The organism is Nocardia sp. JCM 38205 (assembly GCF_058222935.1).
The window spans coordinates 399,819-424,324 of sequence record NZ_JBYHFL010000005.1 but is presented as its reverse complement, the minus strand read 5'-3'; the positions used below and the strand labels follow the sequence as shown (position 1 = coordinate 424,324).

At 65.1% G+C, this 24,506-nt stretch carries 15 protein-coding genes; 8 read left to right on the top strand and 7 right to left on the bottom strand.

Annotation, left to right across the window (positions count from 1 at the left end):
• Window positions 1-51 precede the first annotated feature (51 nt).
• From AC4HOU_RS20795 to AC4HOU_RS20785, 3 genes are all read right to left on the bottom strand, one after another.
• Window positions 52-237 (bottom strand): hypothetical protein, encoded by a 186-nt coding sequence (locus AC4HOU_RS20795; protein ID WP_490724987.1) that lies wholly within the window; start codon window positions 235-237, stop codon window positions 52-54.
• 257 nt (window positions 238-494) lie between these two features.
• Window positions 495-974 (bottom strand): DUF4254 domain-containing protein, encoded by a 480-nt coding sequence (locus tag AC4HOU_RS20790; RefSeq protein WP_490724986.1) that lies wholly within the window; start codon window positions 972-974, stop codon window positions 495-497.
• Window positions 971-1,252, bottom strand: coding sequence for a hypothetical protein (locus tag AC4HOU_RS20785; RefSeq protein WP_490724985.1), 282 nt, complete (start codon window positions 1,250-1,252; stop codon window positions 971-973). Before AC4HOU_RS20785 ends, AC4HOU_RS20790 begins: the two co-directional genes overlap by 4 nt.
• 162 nt (window positions 1,253-1,414) lie before the next feature.
• Here AC4HOU_RS20785 and AC4HOU_RS20780 point away from each other — a divergent pair, with 162 nt between their 5' ends.
• Window positions 1,415-2,284: a helix-turn-helix domain-containing protein gene (locus AC4HOU_RS20780; protein WP_490724984.1), complete on the top strand. Its 870-nt coding sequence runs from the start codon at window positions 1,415-1,417 to the stop codon at window positions 2,282-2,284.
• Complete coding sequence (locus AC4HOU_RS20775) at window positions 2,281-2,637, top strand: DUF397 domain-containing protein (protein ID WP_490724983.1); 357 nt, start codon at window positions 2,281-2,283, stop codon at window positions 2,635-2,637. The genes AC4HOU_RS20780 and AC4HOU_RS20775 overlap by 4 nt, the downstream gene beginning before the upstream one ends.
• Window positions 2,638-3,073: 436 nt before the next feature.
• Here AC4HOU_RS20775 and AC4HOU_RS20770 read toward each other — a convergent pair whose 3' ends face one another.
• Window positions 3,074-3,409, bottom strand: coding sequence for a hypothetical protein (locus AC4HOU_RS20770; RefSeq protein WP_490724982.1), 336 nt, complete (start codon window positions 3,407-3,409; stop codon window positions 3,074-3,076).
• A gap of 433 nt (window positions 3,410-3,842) precedes the next feature.
• Between AC4HOU_RS20770 and AC4HOU_RS20765 the strand changes: the two genes are divergently transcribed.
• A complete protein-coding gene (locus AC4HOU_RS20765) occupies window positions 3,843-4,178 on the top strand; it encodes a hypothetical protein (protein ID WP_490724981.1) in 336 nt (111 codons plus the stop codon).
• Window positions 4,179-4,245: 67 nt separating this feature from the next.
• On the opposite strand, the gene AC4HOU_RS20760 is transcribed toward AC4HOU_RS20765, so the two are convergent.
• On the bottom strand, window positions 4,246-4,908 hold the full coding sequence (locus AC4HOU_RS20760) for a hypothetical protein (protein ID WP_490725076.1): 663 nt from the start codon (window positions 4,906-4,908) through the stop codon (window positions 4,246-4,248).
• Here AC4HOU_RS20760 and AC4HOU_RS20755 point away from each other — a divergent pair.
• A complete protein-coding gene (locus AC4HOU_RS20755) occupies window positions 4,807-6,492 on the top strand; it encodes an N-6 DNA methylase (protein ID WP_490725071.1) in 1,686 nt (561 codons plus the stop codon). The genes AC4HOU_RS20760 and AC4HOU_RS20755 overlap by 102 nt on opposite strands.
• A gap of 76 nt (window positions 6,493-6,568) precedes the next feature.
• Here the strand turns inward: AC4HOU_RS20755 and AC4HOU_RS20750 are convergent, their stop codons facing one another.
• Window positions 6,569-7,678, bottom strand: coding sequence for a DUF4236 domain-containing protein (locus AC4HOU_RS20750; RefSeq protein WP_490724980.1), 1,110 nt, complete (start codon window positions 7,676-7,678; stop codon window positions 6,569-6,571).
• Window positions 7,679-7,973: 295 nt separating this feature from the next.
• Here AC4HOU_RS20750 and AC4HOU_RS20745 point away from each other — a divergent pair, with 295 nt between their 5' ends.
• Both AC4HOU_RS20745 and AC4HOU_RS20740 read left to right on the top strand, forming a co-directional pair.
• Window positions 7,974-8,177 (top strand): hypothetical protein, encoded by a 204-nt coding sequence (locus AC4HOU_RS20745; protein ID WP_490724979.1) that lies wholly within the window; start codon window positions 7,974-7,976, stop codon window positions 8,175-8,177.
• A 273-nt stretch (window positions 8,178-8,450) separates the two neighbouring features.
• Complete coding sequence (locus AC4HOU_RS20740; protein WP_490724978.1) at window positions 8,451-13,760, top strand: AAA domain-containing protein; 5,310 nt, start codon at window positions 8,451-8,453, stop codon at window positions 13,758-13,760.
• Here AC4HOU_RS20740 and AC4HOU_RS20735 read toward each other — a convergent pair.
• On the bottom strand, window positions 13,755-15,968 hold the full coding sequence (locus AC4HOU_RS20735; RefSeq protein WP_490724977.1) for a DEAD/DEAH box helicase: 2,214 nt from the start codon (window positions 15,966-15,968) through the stop codon (window positions 13,755-13,757). The genes AC4HOU_RS20740 and AC4HOU_RS20735 overlap by 6 nt on opposite strands.
• Before the next feature lie 174 nt (window positions 15,969-16,142).
• Between AC4HOU_RS20735 and AC4HOU_RS20730 the strand changes: the two genes are divergently transcribed.
• The gene (locus AC4HOU_RS20730; RefSeq protein WP_490724976.1) at window positions 16,143-19,529 is read left to right on the top strand and encodes a hypothetical protein; all 3,387 of its coding nucleotides are present in this window, start codon (window positions 16,143-16,145) and stop codon (window positions 19,527-19,529) included.
• Window positions 19,418-24,484 carry a DEAD/DEAH box helicase gene (locus AC4HOU_RS20725; RefSeq protein WP_490725070.1) on the top strand — a complete coding sequence of 1,689 codons (5,067 nt, stop codon included), beginning with the start codon at window positions 19,418-19,420 and terminating at the stop codon, window positions 24,482-24,484. Before AC4HOU_RS20730 ends, AC4HOU_RS20725 begins: the two co-directional genes overlap by 112 nt.
• The last annotated feature ends 22 nt before the right edge of the window (window positions 24,485-24,506 follow it).

Here is a 24,506-nt window from a genome sequence, read left to right as displayed (position 1 = left end):
CGGTGACAACCTGAGCGGTTCCGGGCCACTGCTGCGGAGCGGGAGCTTCGCCTACTCGCTCAGGTACCGCTCCACCCCCGCAAGAGAGTCGGATTCGAACAGCCGCACGCCGTCGTGGAGGTCTACGAGGAGCCAGCCCTCGCCTGCCGGTTCGGCGATGAGTTGGTAACCGGCGCGTTGGGCGCGGGCCATGAGGAAGCGCAGCCGGGCGGCTGTCGGGTTGGTGGGTTCTGTCACCGCTGCCTCCGCAAGTTGGTGTCGGACTGCCAGTGCCGCAGGGCCTCGGCCAATCGGGTCAGTACGGACAGGTCGGGCGTGCGCGATTGGTTCTGGGGATATTTCGGTGATGGGATGCGCGACTGTCCGGGTTGGCGTCGCGGGAGTTCAGTGCGCATGGGCAACCTCCGGGTGCGGAAGGGAAGGCGGGGGATTAGGGGGAATTGGCGGGATCGTGCCGCAGGGAGCCCTCTAGGGGCGAAGGGGTTCGGGTTGGTCTAACGGTTGTCGAGGCCGGTGGTGGCTGGTTCGAGATGGCCGAGATCGGGGAGGCGCCGGATGCCCGCTCCGACTTCGTAGGCGAGATCGCTGTAGCCGACGGTGAGTTCGGCCAGTCGGTGCCAGGTGTAGTGGCGTTCGACGGTGGTGTCGTCGGACAGCAGCGATAGCCGGGCGGAGGTGGTGTAACGGGCGAGGCGATCGACCACGGCGCCAACGGATTCGGTGTGCAGGTGGGCGCCGCCATGGGCGGGCGGGAGTTCGCGGGCCAGCCAGTGGTCGATGCGGCGGATCAGCTCGAGACGGCGCTGGAGCAGATCCCGGGCGTCGGGGATGCGCTGGGCGGCGATGTGGAGGTGGGCCAGTTCGTTGGCGGAGCGTAGGACGGGGTGGTCGGTGATGAGGCGTCCGGTGCACGCTTCGAGGACGAGATCCTTCGACGGCAGCGGTTCGGTGCCGGGATCCGGCCGGGGTATCACCGGGTGCGCCCGGGTTCGTTGCGGAAGAAGTGCGCCGGCCATGCCGGTTCGCTCAGGGCGAAGTGCAGGGCCTCGCGGGTTGTCAAGCCGAAAGAATGGGCGAATTCGTTGGCGCCACTGGTGAATTCAGCGAACTGGAGGGCGGCGACGGCTTGTTCGAGCGTGAGAGTCCGGCCCGGCAGGAACGACACCACCCAGCGGCCCTGGCCGACGGATCTCGCTTGATGCTCGCAGCGATCACTGAGTATCCGCGAGCTGTTGACTACCTGCACCGACATCGTTCCTCGATCCCCTTCGAGTATGTCTGGATGGGAGTTCATCGTTATGACTAACGCTGACTGGTATCGTATACCAGTCAGCGTTAGTTGTTGTAGTTATTCGGCGAAGTGGTAGCGCTGATACTGTTGCGCCGCTTGTCTACTCGCGAAAAGAGGATCGACATGGCCCCGTCGTCGCCAACGGTTGCCCGCTGGGAACTGGCTGTGCGCTTCAAACAGCGCCTCGACGAGCTGAGCATCAAGGTCCCGCAGCTGTGCAAGACGATCGGGTTCACCCCCGCCTATTGGTCGCATGTCATGACCGGTCGGAGCGTGCTCAGCGAAGAGAAGATGCACAAACTGGTCGAGCACCTGGACTTCCCATCGGACCAGCGAGCCGAGCTGCTTGCGTTGCGGGCCGAGGCGAAGGAGTCCGGCTGGTGGAACCGCTACTCGGCACTGTTCGGGGATGAGCTGCTACGCCTGTACGGCCTCGAACACGGGGCGCAGCGAATCCGCGTTCACGAAGGTGTCCTCGTGCCGGCGATGCTCCAGGCACCCGACTACATGCGTGCCTTGATGACCTCGCCGTACGGTGTCCGGTCGGCGGTCGAGGCCGACAAGTACGTCGAAGCACGACTGCGTCGACAGGAGCGGCTGGCGGGGCCCGATCCCGTTCACTTCACGGCGATGCTTACCGAAGCGGTGTTGCTTCAGCACCCGTGGGGGCCGGATGTCCAGGTGGCGCAGCTCCGCCACATCCAATCGCTGATCGAAGCGCACCCGGACACCGTCGATGTCCGAATCATCCCGCTGGGCGCGCCGGAATGCGTGGCACTGAGCGGCAACGTGTACTTGCTGGACTTCGAAAGCTGCTGGCTACCGACGGTCGCCTGGTTCGAGAACGCACTATTCGGGGCCTTGGTCGAAGACATCGTCCAGGCCCGCAACCTCAACTACGTGTACAACAATGTCTTCTCGGCCATGCCCGACCGGGCCCGGTCCCTCGACCTCATCGACCAAGCGGCGCGCAAGCTAACATCATCGGTATGAGTACCGGCACGACCAGCACGTGGTTCAAGTCCAGCTTCTCGAAAGAGGCCGCCAACTGCGTCGAGGTCCGCTTCGCCGGAGATTCGGTACTCATCCGCGACAGCAAATACCTGCGCGAGCCGGGAAACGATCCAGCGCGACAGCCGGTGATCGAGGTACCACTGGCTCAGTGGGCGGCGTTTCTCGAGCTCGCGGCGGACCCGAATCGGGCAGCCGCCGCAGACCTGCCGGTCGTCAGCTCGACCCCGTTCGGGGTTTCCGTGTCGGCGTCCGAGGTCGTACTGCACTTCACGCCCGGCGAGTGGACCGCATTCACGGCGGGCATTACCGCGGGCGAGTTCATCGCGGCTTGATAGGCCGGTGAGCCGCATCGGGTGTCGGCCCTGCCCCCGATCAGGTGTGTGACCGGGTCCTGATCACGGTCTTCTCGCCGAGTACCGCCATCGCTGCGGCCGGGTCCGATATCCGTGCCGCCAGTGTGGCACGGGCCAGATCTTCGGGTAGGGCGGCCGAGAACTTCAAGCCGCGCAGCGCTGCGGTGTCGACGACGGGCAGCGGTCGCTCCTCGCCGACCCGCAGTCGCGCCAGGCCGGCGCGGATATCGGCGACCGACAGGTCCGAGTGCAGGCGCAGCGATTCGGCGCCGATCCGCTGACGTGCCGGGATCAGGTCGGTGGCCCAGGCGGCGACAGTGCGGTTGGCCTTGGTGCCTGCCTACGTCCACCAGTGCCAGTCGCCGCGATCGTTGCGGGTGATCACAAAGGCGTCGGTGGCGACATGGTCGGCGCGTTACAGGCGCTGGTCGTCCAGGGTGGTCTGGGCCCTTCTGGTGAGGGTCACGCCAGCGGGGACGGCGCCGAGCAGTACCTCCCGCACTCCGCGGGCGAGAGCGAAGGACGCACCGTCGGGCACGGAGCTCCATTTGGCGCGGCCGGCGATCTCGGTGGCCTCGACATAGACCTGCCGCCGCTGCCAGTCGATATGGGTCACCTGCCAGGATCGGCCGGCCAGCAACAGGATGCGAGGTCCATCCACCTCGTCGGTGAGGACACTGGTCTCCACCGAACCGATTTCCTGGCGGCCCACCAGCACCGTGCACTGCGGTGCGGCGGCAAGCAGATCCATGGAAGGCCTTCGGCTGAAATGCTCCTCCGATTCGGCTTCGTTGAACGGCTGGGCCGTGATGTGGCGCGGTTTCGGGATCCGGCAGCGAGACGGGCGCGCGGATCCGGGTTCGGTGGTGCCGTACGAGGTACGTCTGATCCGTATCGAGGCGTGCCTCACGTCTACATCGCGAGCGGTGAGACGCTAGGTGCGTCAGTTGCGCACTATTGCTACGTAATCCACTCAGCCATCAGTAATCATCGCTGGGCAAGCCTATCGAGCGCTGATTTACCCCGATCGACCTGCATAGTTACTGCGCTATCGCGTGGATAGGCGTTGACAACAGGGTGATTCGATGACAACTGACATGTACCTAAATTATTGTGCTTCCCGCCGATGCGGCGCTAGCGTTCCCGCCATTACCCGACGAGCTTCCAGCCAGTGGAGGGGGACCATGCCCGACAGCAACGACCGCGCCGCCGCATCCGAACCCGGCGACCAGAGCGGACACGACGACGAGACGACCGGTGGTGATCAGCCGAGCCCGGACCCGGCAGACCTCCATTCGGCGCGGTCGGGCACTCCGCCGGCGGACGAGCTCGATGCCCAGGACCGTCAGTCCAGGCTGATTGCGAGCCGCTACTGGGGCTGGAGCGAAACGCTTCAGCTGGTGGTGCTCAGAAACCTGTCCGGCCCGATCCGCACGGGCATGTGCATCGGCACGGGCGTGGGCATGGGTATGGCGTTGTCCGGGCAGTTTGTGCCTCTGGTCCTCGACAGGGTCATGTGAGGTACCCCGGATGAGAGTCGAAAGGACACACATGTCGTCGCCGGTCGACCCGACGAAACAGCGGCTATTACTTTCCGAGATCGCCGAGCTGATCGGCGTCTCGGTCGGGACAATCAGCAACTGGATCAAACGCAAGCGCGGCTTCCCGGATGGAGAATCCGTCGGCAAAGGGCGCCTGTTCGCGGCGCACGAGGTAGCGGATTGGCTCGATCACCGTTCGGTGCCCGCGCGGTATCGCCGACCCGGCGAGCGTGACGATGCGACCTACGGTGCCCGGTTCCGCCGCACCCTCGCCGAACGCGCACCGCGCAGCGATCTCCGTGATGTCGGCCCCGGCACGAAGAACTGCCTGCCCGCGCTGAAAACACTGTGGCATCGCGGTTTCCGCTCCCACGGCGTGAGCGGGGGCGACTACTACGATGCGGCGCTGCTGCTCGCGTTCACCTGGATTTGTGCGCCGGAACAGTGGCATCAGATCGAGCAGGCGGCGTCGGCGATGCCACACCGGAGCGTGAAGGGTCTGCTCGGCGTCGTGGCCGGCGGAATCGATCAGGCCATGCGCGGGCGAGGACTGACACCGGCCGCCGGCCCGGTACTCATGCGCCTGGAACACGGCAGCATTGCCGGTGTGCGGGAGCTGATCGGGCTGTGCACGCAGGTCGGCGTGCGCGGATTCGGCGCACTGCTGCACGAGTTCGCGCGCCCCGCGGCCCGCAGCGACACCTACCACACCCCGCCGGAGATAGCCGCGCTGCTCGGTGCCTGTGCGGTGGCACCCGGCGCGACGCCGGCATCGATCATCGACCCCTGCACCCGCTACGGCGAATTGATCCTCGCCGTACCCGGCGCGGTGACCGACTCGGTGACGATCACCGGCATCTGTACCGATCACGCGGCCGCGCGACGCGCGAATATGAACCTGATCGTGCACGGCACACCGGCAGCCGTGAGCGTCGGCCCGGCCCAGCCGTGGCGGCGCAGAGACACCGGACGATTCGACGCGGTGGTGGCGAACCCGGCGTTCAACATCGGATCAGCCGGATCGAACACGAAGGTCGACTGGCATTTCGGTATCGCGCCCCCGCCGCACAATGACAACTACGCGTGGGTGCAATCGGCGATCGCCATGACCAGCGACAGCGGCCGCGCCGTCATCCTCATGCCTGCCGCGGCGGGCGCCAGCGCCAACCCCAGCGAGCACAAGCTGCGGATGGCCATGGTCGAATCCGGTGCAGTCTGCGCGATCATCCATCTGCCCAGTGCGCTGTTTCCGGCCTCAGCGGTCGACACCGCAGTCTGGGTGCTACGTCATCAGACCGAGGACAGGCCCGCCGAGGACCGTCGCATCCTGTTCGTCGACGCACTGCCGATGATCACCCGTCGGCACACCGGTGCGCTGCCCCAGCTCGATCATGGTGAGCGGATCGCCGAACTGGTCCGCGATCCGCAATCCATTGCCGGGAAGGGTGTGGCGGACCTCCCCTCCGGCGGGCGTGCGGTGCTTGTCTCCGCTGAAGCCGTAGCGGCCGCGGACTATTCGCTGATACCGGAGGAATACCTGATCTCCGCACCCTCGGAGGCCGAGACGTACCGGTCGCGGGCAGAAGAGCACCAGGAAGAGATCGCTGAGCGCCTGGCGAGCATCGACCTGGGGAAGTGGTCGCGACTCCGGTTCGGCAAACTTGCCCTGGAAGGCAGTGGCCTGCCGGCGGGCTGGCAGCGGCGACCACTATCCGAGGTATGCACGATCCAGCCGGGACCATCGGGAAGCTACGGTCCGCTGATGAGGATCACCGACTCGGGAACAGTCACGGTGATCAGGCCGAAAAACATCGGCACGCGGCGCTTCAAGAAATCCGACCTCGGTAAAACCGGCCCGGTGCCGGCCAAACTCGAGCCATACCGGACCGCCGAGAACGACATCGTGTGCGTCCGGACCGGGACGGTCGGCCATTACGCCCTGGTGACCGCGGAAGAGCGTGGGTGGCTGCTGAACCCGAACGTCACGCGCCTACGGCCAGACTCCGAAAAGGTAGATCCGGCATACCTCTTCGAGTACCTGGTGTGGTCCTCGGCGAGGGTGGAGAAGCAGGCGGCCGTGAGGTCGATTCCCTCGATCGGCAGCCAAGCGCTCGGCCGCATCGAGATCGCCGTCCCGCCGATCGAGGAACAACAACGCATCGCAACCCTGCTGCGGGAACTGAACGACACCATCGAAGACCTCGGCGGCATGATGTCGGCCATGAAAGGGCTGCACGCCGCGTTATCGGATGGCTTGCTGGACGGGCGGCTGGAGGCTATTTCGTCGCCGTAATCGATGCGCTACCTCGGTGCGGGATGGTTTTGTTGTCCGGGCTGGATGCCTACGCGAAGTCGAGGCGCGCCGGGTGTCAACCGGTGTGGTCGGTCCACGCCTTCCCGCTCCACCACCGCCAACTGGCGACGCGCTGGGGGTCGGGGTACCAGCCGGGAGGGTAGGTGGGCGTGGCCGGGGATGCGGTTTGCGCGGGTTGTGCCTGCTGAGTTTCGCCGCGGGCGGTGGTCTCGGCCGCAAGTGTCGGCATGGCTTTGAGTCGGGAGGTGAAGGCTTCGGCCGCAAGGAAATCGGAGAACTGCCAGCGCAGGGTGAGCCCGGGCCCGGTGATCTGTAGTTCCGCGTAGCGCATCACCGGAAGCATGCGGTTGTACTTGAACCGCCGGTCCGGTCCGCCATCTTTGTTCGCGTACTGCCAGGTGGTGCCCACCTGCACGGCATCCGGCGGCACGGCCCCGTTTTCGATCATCCGGCCGTGGCCGAGGGTGGCGGTCACGTCGTGGTATCTCCACGACGCGAATTGCTTGCCGATCTGGACGAGCATCTGATCGGGCAGGAAGTAGAGGCTGAACTCTTTCGCCCGCAGTCCCGGCACCGCGATGTTGGTGGCGAGCCACTTCGGTCCGGTCTCGACCGGGGTCACCGCTTGCCGGGCAACCAGCGACGACGCTCCCGCATTGATCTTGCGATCGTAAGGCAACGCCAGATCCGCTTTGGCATCGATCAGCCATCGCCCGTGCATGCCGCGGATACCGTCGAATGCGCGGTTCAGCGCCTCGAACGCCTGGGCCGGGGCACCGTAGACGTCGTAGATGACCGGCACCCGCAGCTGGCCTTTCAGCCATGCGGCCGGCGACAGCGGAAAACGATGCGACGCCGCGTTGAGGTCCTGCACCAGATCGCTCGGGGTGCCGTACTCCAGACGGAGAACGGTGACGGCCGGTAATTCCTGGATCACCTGCCTCGACGGTGTCACGACCGGGGCCGTGCGGCCGGGCCCGCAGCGGCGTGGATCGGAAAGACTGGTCCGGTAGTACAGCCCGTCGGAGCCCATGTGCACATACGTCGCGCGCGGGCCGGTGCCGACCCGGAGCCCCTTCACCCCGGCCGAGACGCCGAGCCCCGACTGCGACAGGTTGAACCGAAAGGGACCGGCACTCACACTCTTGCGCAGATAGAACCCCACGGTGCGCCTCCTGCCTCATCGGCCGCCCGCGATTGCCCGTTATCGCTCGGAAGCGGTCGCTGTGAGTACATCGGCGCAGGTTGGTGGGGTATTACCGGGTGATGGTGACCCGGTGGTAGTGCTCGTTCTGGCACGCTCCGGCGCGATTCTCAGGGTGCCATCGATGTGAACGTCGGTGCCACACGAGATGGTCGGCGATACATCCGGGATGCGGCCAGGAGGGCAGAGCACGTATGTATCGGCCGACGAGTGCCTCGACCTATCGTGACAACGTCCGTCCGGGCATCAACGCCAGGTGCCCGAACGCGGCTGGGGTCTGTTCCAGCAGTCGTATCCGATGACGGCACGCAGCCTGAAGCTCTTGCACCACCGTAGTACCGGGCCGAGCGGCTACCGGGGCACTGTCGAACAGCAGATGGGGTGGCGACGGGAGCTGTTCGAGGAGATGAACAGGGGCGGCGGCCGCTATCGGGCGATGATGCTCCAGCACTGGTGGTGATCACCATGAGCCGCAGTGAATTTCGCTGATACCCGCTGAGTACGTGACTTCGGCACCATCGGAGGCCGAGGTACACCGGAGGCCGGTCGCGGAGCACCAGGCAGAGATGATCGCTATGCGTCGGCTGGCACCGACCTCGGGGAAAGAACCGAACGGGTGCAGGCCGAACTCGCGCCATTCCGGTCGGATATCGCGGTGTAGCGGAATCAGCGGAAGCAACGATACCGTCGGAGACGGGGCTGGTCCGCGGGCGAGGAGGAGTAGGTGCGGGGCATGGGTGAGGGGCGGTCGGACCAGGGTGTGGTGAATCGAGCGGCGAGCCTGTTCGAGTATCTGGCGCGGGTACAGGACATCGGCACCACACGTACCTGTGATGTCGCCGATCTCGGGCCGGTGATCTGGTTGTCGGAGCGTCCGATTCACCAGGCTGTGCGATTGGAGCTCGAGTCTGCTGGATCCCCCTTTCTGGTCGTTGGGAAGATCCGCCTGGAACAACCACCGCAGCTCGACTCTGAGGTTAGGGAGTGGTTGCAACCAGGCAGGCTTGACGATCCGGAGGACGAGCCCTGCCTGCGTGAGACGCGTCCGGGAGCTGCGCAGGAGCTGAGACTCGACGATCACCCTGAGGTCGTGGACCGGTTCGAGCAGTGGCTCCGGAAATGGCGGCCGTGGGCTGCGCAAGCTCGCCGTGACAGGTTGGCATCGAGGCTCTATCACGACCTCTACGACATGTACACCGAGCTGAGCGCATCATCGGAGACGAGGGAGGCTGTGCTCGGTCTCGGCTGTCTCAGTTGGAAGCCGAAAAACCACAGCACAGTTCGACGGCATGTGCTGACAGTGCCGGTCAAGGTCGACTTCGACACGGATTCGGGCCAGATCTCGGTGACCGCCGAGACGAGCGCCTCGGGGCTGTCGGTCGAGCTGCTGGATTTCTTGGAGAATACCCAGCTCGCCGCGCCCGGCTTGCTGCGCGCGGCTGAGGATTCAGCTCGCGATGACGGAATCGACCCATTTGATCGGGAAGGAATCGCCAGGCTGGTCCGGCGATTGATTAATTGTATCGATCCTTCGGCAACCTATCAGGACGAGATGGCTGCTGCCGTGCCCACGCCGGAACCGGCAGGTGCATATGCACCCGCATTGATCTTGCGCCCGCGCGGTAAGCGCGGGCTCGTGCGGGTTTTGCGGTCGATAGGCGCCCGCATTCGGGAGCATCGCGAAGTGCCCGAGGGTATCCGTAATCTGGTCGACCCCGAGTACGTTCCAGCGCGCGCGGCCACACCCGATGATGGCGCGATCGTGCGAGATGGCCAGGACGCTTTTCTGCCTTTGCAGCTCAACCCGGTTCAGTTGCGCATCCTCGACCATGTCGATACCAGCGCGCACACGATCGTGCAGGGACCGCCGGGCACGGGAAAGACCCACACCGCCGCCGCGCTGATCACCCATCTGCTGGCGCAGGGAAAGCGGGTGCTTGTCACCGCACAGACAGACCGTGCCCTCGAGGAGGTGCGCGGCAAGCTCCGCGATGAGATCAAGCCGCTCTGTGTCGCCGTCGTCGGCACCTCCCGCGATGCGTTCACCGACCTGGAGGCCGCGGTCGAGAAGATCTCCGCGGCAGCGAGTGAGTACGACCAAGCACGATCGATGAAAGTGATCGAGGCGGCGGGACAGCGAATCGATTCGCTGCGGCGGCAACGCACCGAAATCAAGGAGCGTTTGCTGCGGGCACGGGAGCGCGAGGTCGCGCGCCACGAAATTGCCGGGTACAGCGGGACGCTCACCGACATCGTATTGCGTCACCGTGACGATGGACCGCGATATGAATGGCTCCGCGGGCTTGCCACGCCACGTGCCGATGAGTCGCTGCCGGTCGCTTCCACCGACATCGAGGAATGGCGTCGATTGTTGCTCGATGATGCGCTGCGGGATCCAGAAGTCGCGGCCCCTCCGTTGCTCACCTTTGGTGATGTGGCGCCAATGGCAGATGTCGAGCAGTGGTTTGCTCGTCATGCCGCGGCAGTCCAGCGGTGCCGGGAGTACCAGCATGTGGGTAGCACCGAGTTGGTGCGGCGGATTGTTGAGCTCACGCCGGCGACCAGGAGCGAGTTGCAGGGGTTGGTCGTCGGGCTCGACCAGCAAGGATCGGAGCTGGCCCAATCGCGTGACGTGTGGTACCGCGACGCGATTGCCGATATTCGCGCCGGCAGTGCGGGCGAGTGGCAGATACGGGCCGGTCAGCTGGCGGAGCTGTTGAGCCCCGCTGAGGAGATGATCGTTGCCCTCGGCATCACCGACGTCACGGTATCCGGGGATGACCTGGGACCTTTGGTTTCGCTGGCGGAAGCACTACTGGCACGTATCCGGTCCCACGGCGAGATCAAGACCCATTCCGACGGTTCGCCGAAGACCGGGCTGACAGCGCCTCGGGTGGTCAAGGATGCCGCACCGCTGTTCGAACGCGTCCGGGTCGACGGCCGCATCCCCACTTCGGACGACCAGCTCGAAAGGTTCCGTCAGTTCGCCGAGGCAACTCGGTTGCTGAATCAGCTGGACGGGATCTGGCACGGGCTGCTGACTCCGCCGGCCGGATCGCTGCGGAGTCGCTTGGCGTGGCATCGCGATCGATTCGATCAACTTCGACAGGTCGTCCGGTTCGGTACCGAGCTTGTGGAGGCCGGAGCCAAGCTGCGCACCTACGGGTTGGCCGAGCCCGATTGGTCCGAGCCGCGGACCGTGCGGACCCTGGTGGACGCCTTCGATGCGGTCGCGGCAATGAGCGAGCTGCGAGCGAGCGAAGAGCCGATAGCCCGGCTACGTGACAGGGTCCGGGTCGCATACAACGATCCGCACAGCACCGCCAACATCCAAGAGCTGTATGCGGCGATCACGCAATACGATCCGGTCAGATACCGGGCCGCGTACGCGCGGCTGGGGGAACTGAACGAACTTCGGGGACGGCACAGGCGCCGACACGAGCTCGGGGCTCGGATGAGTGCGCTGCCGAAGCTGCGAGATGCGATCGCTGCCGACCCACACGATGAACACTGGCCGGCCCGGCTGGCCGAGCTGTCCAGCGCGTGGAACTGGGCGCGCGTCGACCGGTGGCTCGCCGACCATGTCGACGAGGAGACCAACACTCTGTTCCACCGCCTGGACCAGGTGGAATCCGCGTTGCGAGACGAAGCGACGGTAGTAGCTGTGGCAAGGTCCTGGGATCGTGCCGTAGGACCGGGGCGTTTGACCCATACCTCCCGCTCGGACCTCCGCCAGTATGTGCAGTTGGTCCGCAAGCTGGGCAAGGGCAAAGGCCAATACGCGGCGCGACGGCAAATCGATATTCAGCAGACTCTCGCCCGCTGCCGCTCCGCGGTCCCGGTGTGGATCATGCCGATCTATCGCGTGGTCGAGCAGCTCGATATCGAACAGAACATGTTCGATGTGGTTGTCGTGGACGAGGCGTCGCAGGCCGGACTCGAATCTGTCTTCCTGCAATATCTGGCGCCGCGGATCGTCGTCATCGGCGACGACAAGCAGGTCTCACCCGCCGGTGTCGGCATCGATCAGAACCAGTTGCGGGCACTCGCGGCCCAGTACCTGCCGAATGATCGGTTCCGCGCGTCGTGGGAGGAGCCACAACGGAGCCTGTTCGATGAAGCGGCGATGCGGTTTCCCACCCGTCTCACGTTGGTGGAGCATCGCCGGTGTGTGCCGGAAATCATCGAATTCTCGAACAGAATTGCCTACGAGCCGCAGCACATTCGACTGCTCCCGGTGCGTCTCTACGGTGCCGACCGACTGCCACCTATTCGAACGGTGTACGTCGCCGATGCCGAGAGCGGGAAGAACAATGTGAATGCGTCGGAAGCCGAGCGCATCGTCCAGCAGGTGGCCCAATGCATCGATGATCCGAAGTACGCGGGCAAGTCCTTCGGCGTGATTTCCCTACTCGGCCAGGCTCAGGCGAAACTGATCTGGGACAAACTGGTTCAGCGACTGCAACCCGAAGAGATCGCGCGCAGGCAATTGCGGTGCGGCGACGCTGCCGATTTTCAAGGCGCCGAACGCGACATCATTTTCCTGTCGATGGTCAAAGCGCCAGGCCCCGATACTCGCATCGTCGCGCAAACGCGGGAACAAATAGTGCAGCGATACAACGTGGCTGTTTCGCGGGCGCGGGATCAGCTGTGGCTGTTTCACTCGATGACGTTGGATCAGCTGAACAATACCGATGACATGCGGTATCAGCTGTTGAACTACTGTCTGGAAACCCAGCGGTCCGGCCACACGGCATCCTCGGCGGCCCGGCCCGGGAAAGTCCCCGACGACCGGGTCGTCACGCCATTCGAATCGCTGTTCGAGCAGCGGGTGTACAACCTTCTGGTCGACCGCGGCTACCAAGTGAGCGCCCATTATGACGCGGCCGGTCATGACATCGACCTGGTGGTCACCGGTGCCCACGCGAAAGTCGCGCTCGAATGCGAGGGTGACAGCTGGGATGGCCCGGAACAGTTCCATCGAGAGCTCGCGCGGCAGCGTGATCTGGAAAGGTGCGGGTGGCCGTTCTTCCGGATTCGTCAGTCGCGATTCGTGGCGGATCCCGACGCGTGTCTGACTCCGCTGTGGCAGCTGTTCGACGAGCTGAACATCATGCCGATCCCGGACGACGATGTCGCCGTGGCGGGAGAGCCGTCACCTTCGATGAGCACATCCGGGGTGGGGGACCGCGTGGACGATCCGACGCCGACCTCCGAGACGATGTGGCAGGCGGACACGTCCGACGAGAAGAACGGCGAACCGACCTTCCCCTATGAGACGCCGGTACGGTCGGTGGCCCCCGTCGCTGCGGTCGCGACGGAGCCGGCGGATCTGACGACGGCCTCGCAGTCAGCTGCGGTCGATGCCGAGCCGCCAACCGTCCTGGGCGAATTCGGTTCAGTCGGGACAGACGACTATGCGGACGATCAGTCCGATGGGTCTTCTTGGTCCGAGGCCGTCGCTGTGGTGACGACGGACGAGGTTTCCGGCACGGGCGATGCACCTTCGATCGCCGAGTACCAGGCTTTCACCGGTCTCCTCACCGCCGCGAATCCCGCCGAAGCAAATCGCTCGACGGTGATTGCTGACCTCGTCCGGATTGTGGGTGTCGAAGGTCCCGTATCCGGACGGCGGTTGGTTTCCGCGTTGCTGCGGGATAAGGGTGGTGTCGACTCCGGGGCAACGCGGGACGCCGTTATCGACGCATTGCGGTACGCGGTAGAGACCGGCGATCTCCTCGAGGACGATCCGCTCCGCCTCGCCGACCCCATCCGGTCCGCCTATCGACTCTCCGGACAGCCGGTATCGCGTCGGCGGACCCTCGGTGTGCGACCGATAGACGAAATGCCGGCCCGGGAACTGGCCGAGACGATGTCGCACTGTGCCGAACAGATCGGCTGGCACGACCGCGCGGCCCTGATGCGGGCGGTGCTGGTGGAACTCGGACAGCCGCAATTGACCGACCGGGCCATTGCGGCGCTCGCGCTGGTGTGGCCCTTCGCGCGAGCCCTGGCTACTGACCGGGCATCCGCATCGTCATAGGAGTGCGATCGGAGTTGTTCCGCGCAAGAACGCGGCAATCTGGATCAGCCGGTGGTCGCATACCCGTATCGGGCCCAGCCGGGTGACCAGGTCGTGGAACTCATCGATCGGGTCGTCGGCCCGCACGGCCCACTCCGCCACAGCGGCGGCGGCATCGCGGCGTTGCGCGGGTGTGCCGCCCGCCTCGGCGGATAGCAGTATCAGTTCGTCGGCCCCGTCCTCGATCGGGCTGAAGTCGAGTTGGCCCTGAGCGGCAGCCGCAGCAACGACTGCACGCATGTCGTCCGGATCGGTGAGACCGATCAAATCGCCGACTTCGTCTGCTGTGGCGATACCCCCCTGGGTATGGAGCTGACCGACGAGTTCGACAGTCATGTCGAAGGTGGGGTCCATCGTGTTCGAGGGTGCAGGCTCAGCGATTTCGGGCACCGACGCTGACGTCGCGCTGGGCACTGACGTCGGCTCGGCCAATGGTTGCGCGGGCTGCTGCGATCCACTTGAATCGACGGGGACCCGCTGCGCGCCTGCCGGGTTCGAAGGCACGGATGGACGCACCGTCGCGGCGACCGGCGGTGAAGCTGATGTTGAGCGATTCGCGGAAGTATCGGTTGTGGTCTCGGCGTCGACCGGCTCATCCGGGCGCAGCATGCGTCGCAGTATGTCTGGTGCTCGCGAGGCATCCGTTTTCGCGGCACGCTCGGCGATCTGCCACAGCAGGCGCAGATGCGATCGGGCCGATCCCTGTGCGGGATCTTCGGGCGTGCCCTGGACAATGGCGACCACGAACACGATCGGGTGCGGTCTGTTCGGTCGAATGAGCCGGCCCATGCGTTGGATCATCTGTCTGTCCGAGCGGGCCGAAGTCAGGATCACGCCGAGCCCGGCCTCCGGCACAACGAGCGACTCGTCCAGCGTTCGTGGTTCGACCAACGCCCGGATGGTTCCTTCACGCAGTCCGAGGGCGACGGCGTCGCGGTCGGATTTCGCCGCACCCACGCCGCTGATGGCGGCAGTGAGCCCCTGGTCCGTGAGTGCCCGGGCGATGTGACCGGCCGAGGATGCACGGTCGGTGAACAGGATCATTTGCGTGTGGTCCGGCAGTGCGGGCGGGAGAGCACGCACCAAGTCGCTCTTCGCTTTGCATTCGGCCAGGAGCGCGGTGTGGTCGGCGATAGCATTCAGATACTTCTTGGCGTATTGCGCCGCGGCATAACGGCCGCCGGCCAGCGACCGAACGAACTTATCGAATGCGCTGCTGTGCGGGTCGGGTGCACCGTAATTGCCGACCAGCATGTCGGTGAGGTGTTCGATCTGAGCTTCGAGCTGATGCAGCTTAGTGGCTTCAGCGTCGGTCAACTGCACTTCGACCTGGACAACGCGGATCTTGGGAAGGAGTCCGTCGGTCACGGCGCGGGCATAATCGCACCCGGGAATGATCGTGCCGAAATAGGGGAGCAGAACCGATTCGACGAGATCGTCGGAGCGTTCGAGTGCCGCTGTGAGGCCAAGCCGCCACTGGTAGCCGTCATCGAGTGCTTTGGCGTAGGTTCCTGGACCGTAATTGTGTACATCGTCCACGATGAGAACGGTGGGGATGACGTCGCCGGCGCGACCGAAACGCGTCCTCGCCAACGCAGCTGCGGGCCCGACCACCACGTCCGCTGTAGTCACCGCTTTGCCGGAACCGCCGAGTCGCTCGACTCGGCAGGTGGGTAGCGAGGATTGCAGCACCCGCGACCAACGGTCCTGTTGTTCGACGCCGGAGACGAGGACGACGGCCCGGCGCCCGGCGTCGACCGCTTCGGCTGCGGCGGCAACTCCGACCAGCGTTTTGCCCGAACCGTCCACCGATTCGATGACCGCGCGATGATCGTGGCTGCCCCAGGCATCGAGCGCCGCGCGCTGCCAGTCGCGAAGTCCGGGTCCGGAATACACCGAGCCCTTGGGCCGGGTGGGCCGCGCGGACGGTGACCCGCCCCCTTCCGCAGTTGATGCCCGTCCGCTACTGACCCCTGCTCGCAAGGCCCACCGCGGCGGTGTCCGGCTTTCGTCGCGCTCGAACAGATCATCGCGGTGGCGATGGAGGATGCTGTTCACGTCGCTGCGCGTGACAGCCGCATCGGCGATCGCCGCCGCCAGCTGTGCCGCCGTGAGCCAAGGCTGCGCCGTGAGCAGCTCGATGATCCGCCGCAACAACCGATCGCGCACTCCGCCACCTCCTGCCTGGTTCCCACCGGAGCCTAGCGTCCTGGTATGACGGTGTGGTCACCGGTTCGGCGACACGGGATCCGCCGTCTCGGAGTCGATTCAGGTGCGAAGATGAGCTGTCGTGTCGAGTTCCACCGCTGTGTCGGTGGGGTGTGTTGTGGAGGGGGCAGTTGGGTGCCCGAATCGTTCGTGTGGCAGCAGGCCGAAAACGAGGAGTTCGTACGAGCGAACGATTTGCGGCGAGTATCGCTGTTCATCGAGTTGAACTTGCAGACCGAGGAGATCGAGCGAGATCGAGAACTTTTCGGCCTGCTGGTTCAGCGCCATCGGCATCAGGTCCCCGTCGACCGGCTCATCGATCGCTTCCCGGCACTGACGCTCGTTACCCTGATCGGCCACGCGGCGCTCGCCTACGAACAGAACAAGTATTGGGATACGTTCTGGGCCGAACTGGATCTGACGCCCGACCCCGATTTCGAGAACCTGCTGCGGCAGAAGCTCAGACCGCTACTGCACCGGTTCGGGCTACGGGAGTTTCCGGAGTTGGGCCACCAGTACGTCCAAGTGATGGCCGTGCACGCCGGAATTCCCGTGCACTGCCTGGACGACCTTGTCGATGTGATCGAGCAGCATGTGGCGCACGGCCGTGATGCACGTGGTGCGTCGGTGTTCGCATGGCTGACCGAACCGGGGATGGAGTATCGCCTCGGCACGCTCGATGTCCCGGTGCGCAATTTCCTGCGGTTTGCCGGCGAGGTCGCGGTGGACATCGTCGACCGGATCATCGATTTCGCCGCGTACATGCTCGAACACCCCGAGGCGGGCAACGACCTCGACCTGGACACCTCGACGACCGGATTGCCACATGTGATGCTCGAGGCGTTGATCGAGCGCCTGCAAAAGCGGCCGTTCGGTTCGGCCACCGTCGAGCGGGCTGCGATCGCCCGGCAGCGGCGGCCGGCGCTTTCCTACTCGCGCATCGACGATCAGATCGTGCTCGAGATCCCCTATCCGGCACAGTCGCCCGAGTCTCCTTGGTTGGTGTCGTTCGACGGTGATGCGAAGAAGGTCTATGCCGAACACCGCTGGGGATACGGCGACGGTGACGACCACCCCGCCACGCCGGTGCCGATTGCTCGCCGCGTCCGCCAGATCGTGCTGGATCATCCGGAATCGGGTGCGCATCATCGGATCTCACTGATCGACAAGGTCAACCCGCTGTTGCTGTTCGATAGTGATGGACGCCAGGTACCCGCGCATTCTCCGCTGCCGCGCGACGAGGTGATCGTGGTACATCCGCGCGCGGCGACGTTGATGGATGCTACTCGGGGCACCGCAATTCCTTTCCTGGTCGAATGCGAGCCGGTCGGCTGGAGCGAATGGTGCGCACGCATCTGTGATCTCAGAGATGTCGACGCTGTCCAGCTGCGCCGGGAAAACGGACAGCCGGGATCGATACGGCAGACCCGGCCGATCGGCGCGGCGGAATTGGAGCTCCCCCAGCCCGTCGATGGAGTGACGACGCGTCGTGGACTTCCGGTGTACAGCGAACGCCCGGCCGTCGCCTTGCCACCCAGCGGAGCTGAACCAATGGTATGGCGTGTCCGTGTGCGCCGATCCGACACCAGTGACTGGTTGACCGACGACGAATGGGAATCGGCCGACGAACCGACCGAACTCGATCCGTTCGATGGACTCGATACCGGCCTGCTCGGACTGTTCGACGTGGTGGTGAGCGGACCGCTCGGCGCGGACCTGCGGCACACCCTGTTCATGGCCGAGGGCCTGGCGGTAGACCACGGCGTGGAATTCCGGCTGCCGGATGGTGACGGTCTCGCCCCCAGCCGGACCGAGCTCGCCGGACTCGACCCACTCGTGCTGGACCGCGAGGTGCTCGAATTCGATCGAAACACCCGCGAGTCCGAGATCCGGGTGCGATCCGGTGCCCGGGAGGAGCGGTTGGTGGTGCGTCCGCCGCATGTCGAGATGCGGGTGGATGAAGTCGGCACGGCGGCCACGTGGCGAACCGCGGCCACGGTGCTGGCGCCGGAGGATTTGACCGAACACGCCGTCGTCGCAGTGCGGGTACCGGGCGAGGTCGAGGTGGATATGGCCCTGGCCGATTCGGCCGGACATATCGTCCAGATCGAGCAACCCCGGGTCAGCAGAGGCAACGTATTCCACGTGCCGACCAGGGCGTTCGTCGACACAGCCCGCCGGTTACAGCGCACGGTCCTGCTGGCGCGCATCGACACCGCGGACCGGAGGACGCATCGGCTCGCGGTGGCGTTGATCCGGCCGCCACTACTGTGCACCGGCGCCGAGATCAGCGGCGGCCGGCTCGTGTGCAGCGGTGTGCGGGGAACCGCGGATCTCGCGGCCTATGTCTGGGCGGACACCGCGCCGTGGCGGGAGCCTGAGCTCGTGCCGATCGATGCCGACGGTCACGGCGATCTGCCGCCGGACTGGGCCGATGCCGGTCCGTTGACCGTCCAGGTGTTCGTGGATGATCCATGGTCGGTGACGCCGGTGCCGGACCGACCGGACTCCACCGCGGTTCATGTCGATCAACCGGGATGGATGAGCGATGCCGATCCGGCCCGGGAGCAGCTGTCGCGATTCCTCGCGGGCTGCGGTGCGGCCCCGGCCGACCCGTCGGCGCTCGCCGATGTCTGGACCGTGCTGGCGGGGGCGCACAGTAACGATCACGCGGACCGGCTGCTTCGTGCCGGCCTGGACAGGGCGCTGGGAGCGGACCCGCGCTCGTCGCTGGAAGCGCTGGAGCGAAGCACCATCGCACAGGAAACCCTCCCGGCGTTGCTGATCCGGACCGGGCTGGTCGAGCAGGATTTCTCGTCACCGATCCGGGTCGGTGCACACACCAATCCCTGGCTCGGGTGCCTGATGGATATCGGCGACCTGCCATGGGTGAGTTTGCGGTCATCGGAGTCGATCGCTGAGATCGTGGGCGGCCTGAGGAACTTGGGCGGCGAGACGCTGGTGGAGCTGCTGGCCGGCCAGACGAGCCGGCTGCGTGCAGGCGTCTTCGATGCGGGCAGCGTGCTGCTCCACAAGCGCGAGCAGCTGATGCCAGGACAGATCGACGCCCTGAAGCAGGCACTGGAGATCGTCCCGGAGGCATTACTGGATGACAGCACCCGGCAAGCGGCGATGTTCGAAGCATTCGCGCAACGAATGGCCTGGCAGAACGATCCACATTGCATGACTCTTACCAAGGGCGCGACCGGCCTGTTCACCCCCCTGTGGCGGGCCTCGCCGTGGGTCCACGACATCGTGAAGGCAAGAAACGAAGTGCTCGACGGTGCCGACACCACCGAACACCCGTGGCTGCTGATGTCGCTGCAATCGCTGCTGCTGGCGACCAGCTCCCGCCTCGCCGCACGTGGCCTCCTGCGCCGACCGGTGATGACCGACTCCACCCGCGCGGCATGGGCGCGGCTGGCCGAACTCTGTCCGGCGATGGTCGGCGCGGATGTGCTGATCGCCGACGCTCTTGCCTGCTATGCACAGAACGACAACCTGATCGGAGGCCAAAAGTGAGCGACCGGCTCGACCCCTTGGCAGCCGCCGCCGATATCGAGGCAGCGTACAAGCGGTATCTGAAAACACTGATCGGACCGCGCGACCCTGCTCTGGCGGCGGCCTTCGACCAAGCGGTCGATGACACCGCACTGCTGACGAAGGGGCCGCTGCTCGAACTCACCCCACCCTATGAGCCGGGTGCCTCCCTGCGGCAGCTCATCAACGAGGGCGTACTGCATCCCGCCTTCGCCGCGTTCGAGTCCACCATGTCGTTGGACCGGCCGCTGTACCGGCATCAGGAGATCGCCGTCCGCAAGGCCGTGGCCGGGCGCAACCTCGTCGTCAGCACGGGCACCGGTTCCGGTAAAACCGAGAGTTTCCTGCTGCCGATCCTGAACGAGCTGGTCACGCAGCAGGCGGCGGGGACACTCGGCCCTGGCGTGCGTGCGCTGCTGCTGTACCCGATGAATGCTCTCGCCAACGATCAGCTGCAACGCCTGCGTGACCTGCTGCGATTCTCGCCGGAGATCACCTTCGGCCGCTACACCGGTGAGACCAGACAGCGCCGTGCCGATGCGGAGTCGGTATTCCACGCCATGCACCCGGGCACCGAACGGCTCCCCAACGAGTTGCTCAGTCGCGAGGAAATGCGCGAGTCGCCACCGCACATCCTGCTCACCAACTACGCGATGCTCGAATATCTGCTGCTGCGTCCGCGTGACATGGAGCTGTTCGACGGCGAGCACGCGGGAAACTGGCGTTTCATCGCGCTCGATGAGGCGCATGTGTACGACGGTGCCCAGGGTTGTGAAGTCGCGTTGCTGCTGCGCAGATTGCGCGATCGCGTTGCCCGCGACCGGCAGGTGCAGTGCATCGCGACCTCGGCGTCATTGTCGGGCAGCTCTGAGGAGGAACAGGGCAGAGAGGCGACGGCGTTCGCCCGCAAGCTGTTCGATGTCGAATTCGAGTTTATCGAAGGCGATACCGACCGCCAGGATTTGGTGACGGCAACACGGATGCGCTGTCGGGACGCACCGACCTGGACCATCGATGATGACAAGTTGCTAGAGCTGGCTGAGCCCGAGGCCGACCTCAGTTGGATCGCGGCGGAATCGGGATGTGCGGATATCGCTGACGCGCTCCAGCGGGAGCGCCGAATTGCCGATGTCAAGGCGGCCGCATTGGCCGGTCCGGTCGATGTCGCCACGTTGGCGGCGAAGGTGTGGTCCGACGATGAGCTTGCCCAGCGGAAGTTGGAAGCCTTGGTCGCTCTTGGCTCCAAGGTATTCGACAGGGGTGGGAATCCCGTGCTGTCGGCTCGCTATCACATGTTCGTGCGCGCGACCGAAGGCGCATACGTCAGTTTTACCGATGCCGGCCCGCGGGTACTGCTCAGCAGACACGAACAGGATCCGGAAACCGGCCGAGCCGTATTCGAATTCGGTGCGTGTGAACGGTGCGGGGCGGTGCACCTGGCCGGCGAATCTCTGCAGGTCGAAGGCCGTCAGTACTTCCGGCCGTGTAAACGGGATTCGAAGGTCAAATGGCTGGTGCTGACAGAGGCCGCCACCGACGACACGATTGACGAGGACGAATCAACGCTTTCCGGAGACCGCGAGTCGGGCGCCGAAACCGGACGCCGGTTATTGTGCACCGGTTGCGGCGAACTCGGTCGCGGCGCCGCAAGCTGCAAGCCCGAATGTCCGGGTGGTCCCACGCTGAATGTGCGGGAACATCCCGCAGCGCAGCGGGTAATGAGCAAATGCACCGAATGCGGTGCGCTTGCCACGCAGGTGATCCGCAGATTGCGTACCGACACCAACGCCGCGCCCGCGGTGATCACCACCGCGTTATATCAGCATCTGCCCACCGCCGACAATGCTTCGGCCGAGCTCGTCGGCGGCGGTCGGAAGCTGCTGATGTTCTCCGACTCGCGGCAGTCGGCGGCGTTCGCCGCGCCCTATCTGGCCGCGACATATGGGCGCATGCTTGTTCGCCGATATCTTGTGCGGACGCTCGAGGATCCCAAGTACGCGGGTGATCCGTTGTCCGCGGAGGATCTGGCCGACGGTGTCCGCGCCGTTGCCGAGCGCGCGCGCCATTTCGATGAGCAGTCCACCCGCACGGGAAAACTGCGTGAGGTGAATCCGTGGGTGATGGCCGAGCTCATGTCGATGGACCAGCGGCAGTCGCTCGAGGGCCTCGGTTTGATGGCGGTGACGCTGGCACGCTGCGGTAAGGCACAGGTTCCGCGCGGCTTCACTCAGCTGGGGCTCACCGGTGACGAGTTCTGGGCGCTATTGGAAGAACTGGTCAAGACTGTCCGCTTGCAGGGCGCTATGACCCTGCTGGACGGAGTCGACATCCAGGATTCAATTTTCGAGCCCCGCAATACCAAGGTCCGGATCCGTTCGATGGAGTCCGATCGTGGCCGGCGGATCCTCAGCTGGTGTCCTGGTGGTCGGCCCGGGACTACGAACAACCGGATCCTGTTGGTACGTAAAGTACTCAAGGCGCTCGGCAGCCCCCACCCGGCCGAGACAGTCCTCGAGAGGTGCTGGGACTTCCTGCTACACCCGTGCCGATGCCACACCTTCTTAGTTGCGGAAAGCGACCGTGTCAGCGGGGTCGTCTACCAGCTCGATCACGCCACCCTGCGGATACTGCCCGGGTCGGAGCGGAAGTGGTATCGGTGCTCGGCCTGCCGCCGGCTCACCACCCACAACATCCGACAACTGTGCCCGCATGGTGCGTGCGACGGAACGCTGGCCGAGTACGAAATCCCGGATCTGAACCAGGACACCAACCACTATCGAACCAGTTACCGGACATTGGAGCTGCTGCCGTTGTCCGCGCGCGAACACACCGCGCAGTGGGTGGCACAAGAAGCCGCGGAGGTGCAGCGCAAGTTCGTCGACGGCGAGATCAACGTGCTGTCGTGTTCGACGACATTCGAACTCGGTGTCGACGTGGGTGAACTCCAGTCGGTCATGCTTCGGAATATGCCGCCGAAGACAGCGAACTATGTGCAGCGGGCCGGTCGCGCCGGTCGGCGCGCCGCTGCGGCGGCCCTGGTGGTGACCTATGCCAAACGCAGTTCGCATGATCTGTCGAAGTTCCAAAAGCCGGAGGTGATGATCGCCGGCCGGATGCGCATTCCGTGGATACCGATCGACAATGCCCGTATCGGCCGGCGTCACGCGCATTCGGTCGCACTGGCCGCTTACCTGCGTGCGCGTTTCGATACGGATGGCTCGGAATGGCGTGATGCGGGATCGTTCTTCGGTCCCAGCGACGGTGAGGGCGACTCCGCTGCCGCGGCCGTGCGCTCGTTCCTTACTCCTGTACCCCCTGGTGTTCGCGAATCGCTGCGGGCCGTGCTGCCCTCCTCGACGGCGCAGGAATTGGGGATCGAAAGTGACGAGTGGGTAGAACAGCTCTGCGCGTTGCTTGCCGATACCGAACGCGATATCCGCAGCGATATCGCGACTTTCCAGCAGCTGCTGGACGAAGCCGAGGCTGCGAAGCAATACACGGTCTGCGCGAGGCTGAACAAAACGATCACCACGATTCGCAAGCGGGATCTACTGGGATATCTCGCCAATAAGAACATCTTGCCCAAGTACGGGTTCCCGGTAGATACCGTGGAGCTACGCACCACCCATTGCGAGGATGTTATCGGCGCTCGACTCGAACTCTCCAGGGACCTCGGCCAGGCCATCTACGACTACGCACCCGGAAACCAAGTGGTGGCCGGTGGCAAGGTGTGGACCTCGCGTGGCCTGCACAAGGTGCCCAAACGCGAGCTCGAGCAATTGCAGTACCGGGTGTGCAAGGAATGCAATCACTTCGAGTGCGGGCACGTTCTGGATACGGCGGCGGTATGCCCCAACTGTCAGCACGATTTCGGTGCCGTCCGTACAGCCGTGCTGCCCGAGTTCGGCTTCGTCGCCGACCGTATTGCCCAGGACGTGCGGTCCGAGCCGCCGCGGCGGTCGTGGTTCGGCGCCAGCTATGTGGAATCAATCGGCGAAAGCTCCGAGGTATTTCCGTGGTCGACGGCGGGCGGGGTGGAAGTGTACGCGCGGGCGGGTACTCGGGCCCGGCTCGCGGTGATCGGCGAGGGCGCCGGCGCCGGCTTCCTGCTGTGTGGCTGGTGCGGATGGGCGGATCCCGATGTCAACGATAGGAAGAAGGGAAAGCGGGGAAAATCGCATCATCGGCCTGCGACCGGAGCACCGTGTGAGGGCCCACTCCAGATGGTTTCGCTGGTGCACCGGTACGAAACCGACGTCGCCGAGTTCACCTTCTCCGAGGATGTCTCATACGACAAGGAGTCGGAATCGACGTGGCTCTCGGTGCTCTATGCCTTACTCGAAGGGGCGTCCGAAGCATTGGAGATCAGCCGCGATGATATCGACGGCACCCTATCGTGGAGTGCGGACGGCAGGCGCAGCATCGTCCTGTTCGACACCGTCCCGGCCGGTGCCGGTGCGGCGAAGCAGATCGCCAAGGAGCTCGAACGGGTCCTGATTGTCGCGGCGGATCGAGTGAACCGATGTGAATGCGGTGTCGAGACTTCCTGTTACGGATGTTTGCGGTCGTTCCGGAACGAGCGTTTCCACGACCAGCTGACGCGGGCCGGTGCTCTCGAGATCTTCGAACGGCTCGGCCTGCTCGACAGCACCGAACCCGTCGGCGAGCAGTGGGGCGACAACGCTGTCTACATTTCGGACGCGGTGCGGCAGCTGCTCGCCGAACTGTCTCAGCGCTCGGTCCCCGAGCCCGAGGTGGGTACGGAGGCCGGCAAATACTACTGGCCGGTGGAGATCGCCTGGCCGGAAGCCAAGGTGGTGGTCGTCGAGGGGCTCGACGAGGAACGCGACGCCGCGCTCGCCGCCGACGGCTACCGGGTACTCCCAGTCGAGCACGCCGACGCGGCACAGCTCGGTGCCTTGCTCTCCGGACGCTGAGCGCACCCCAACACCGAATGCC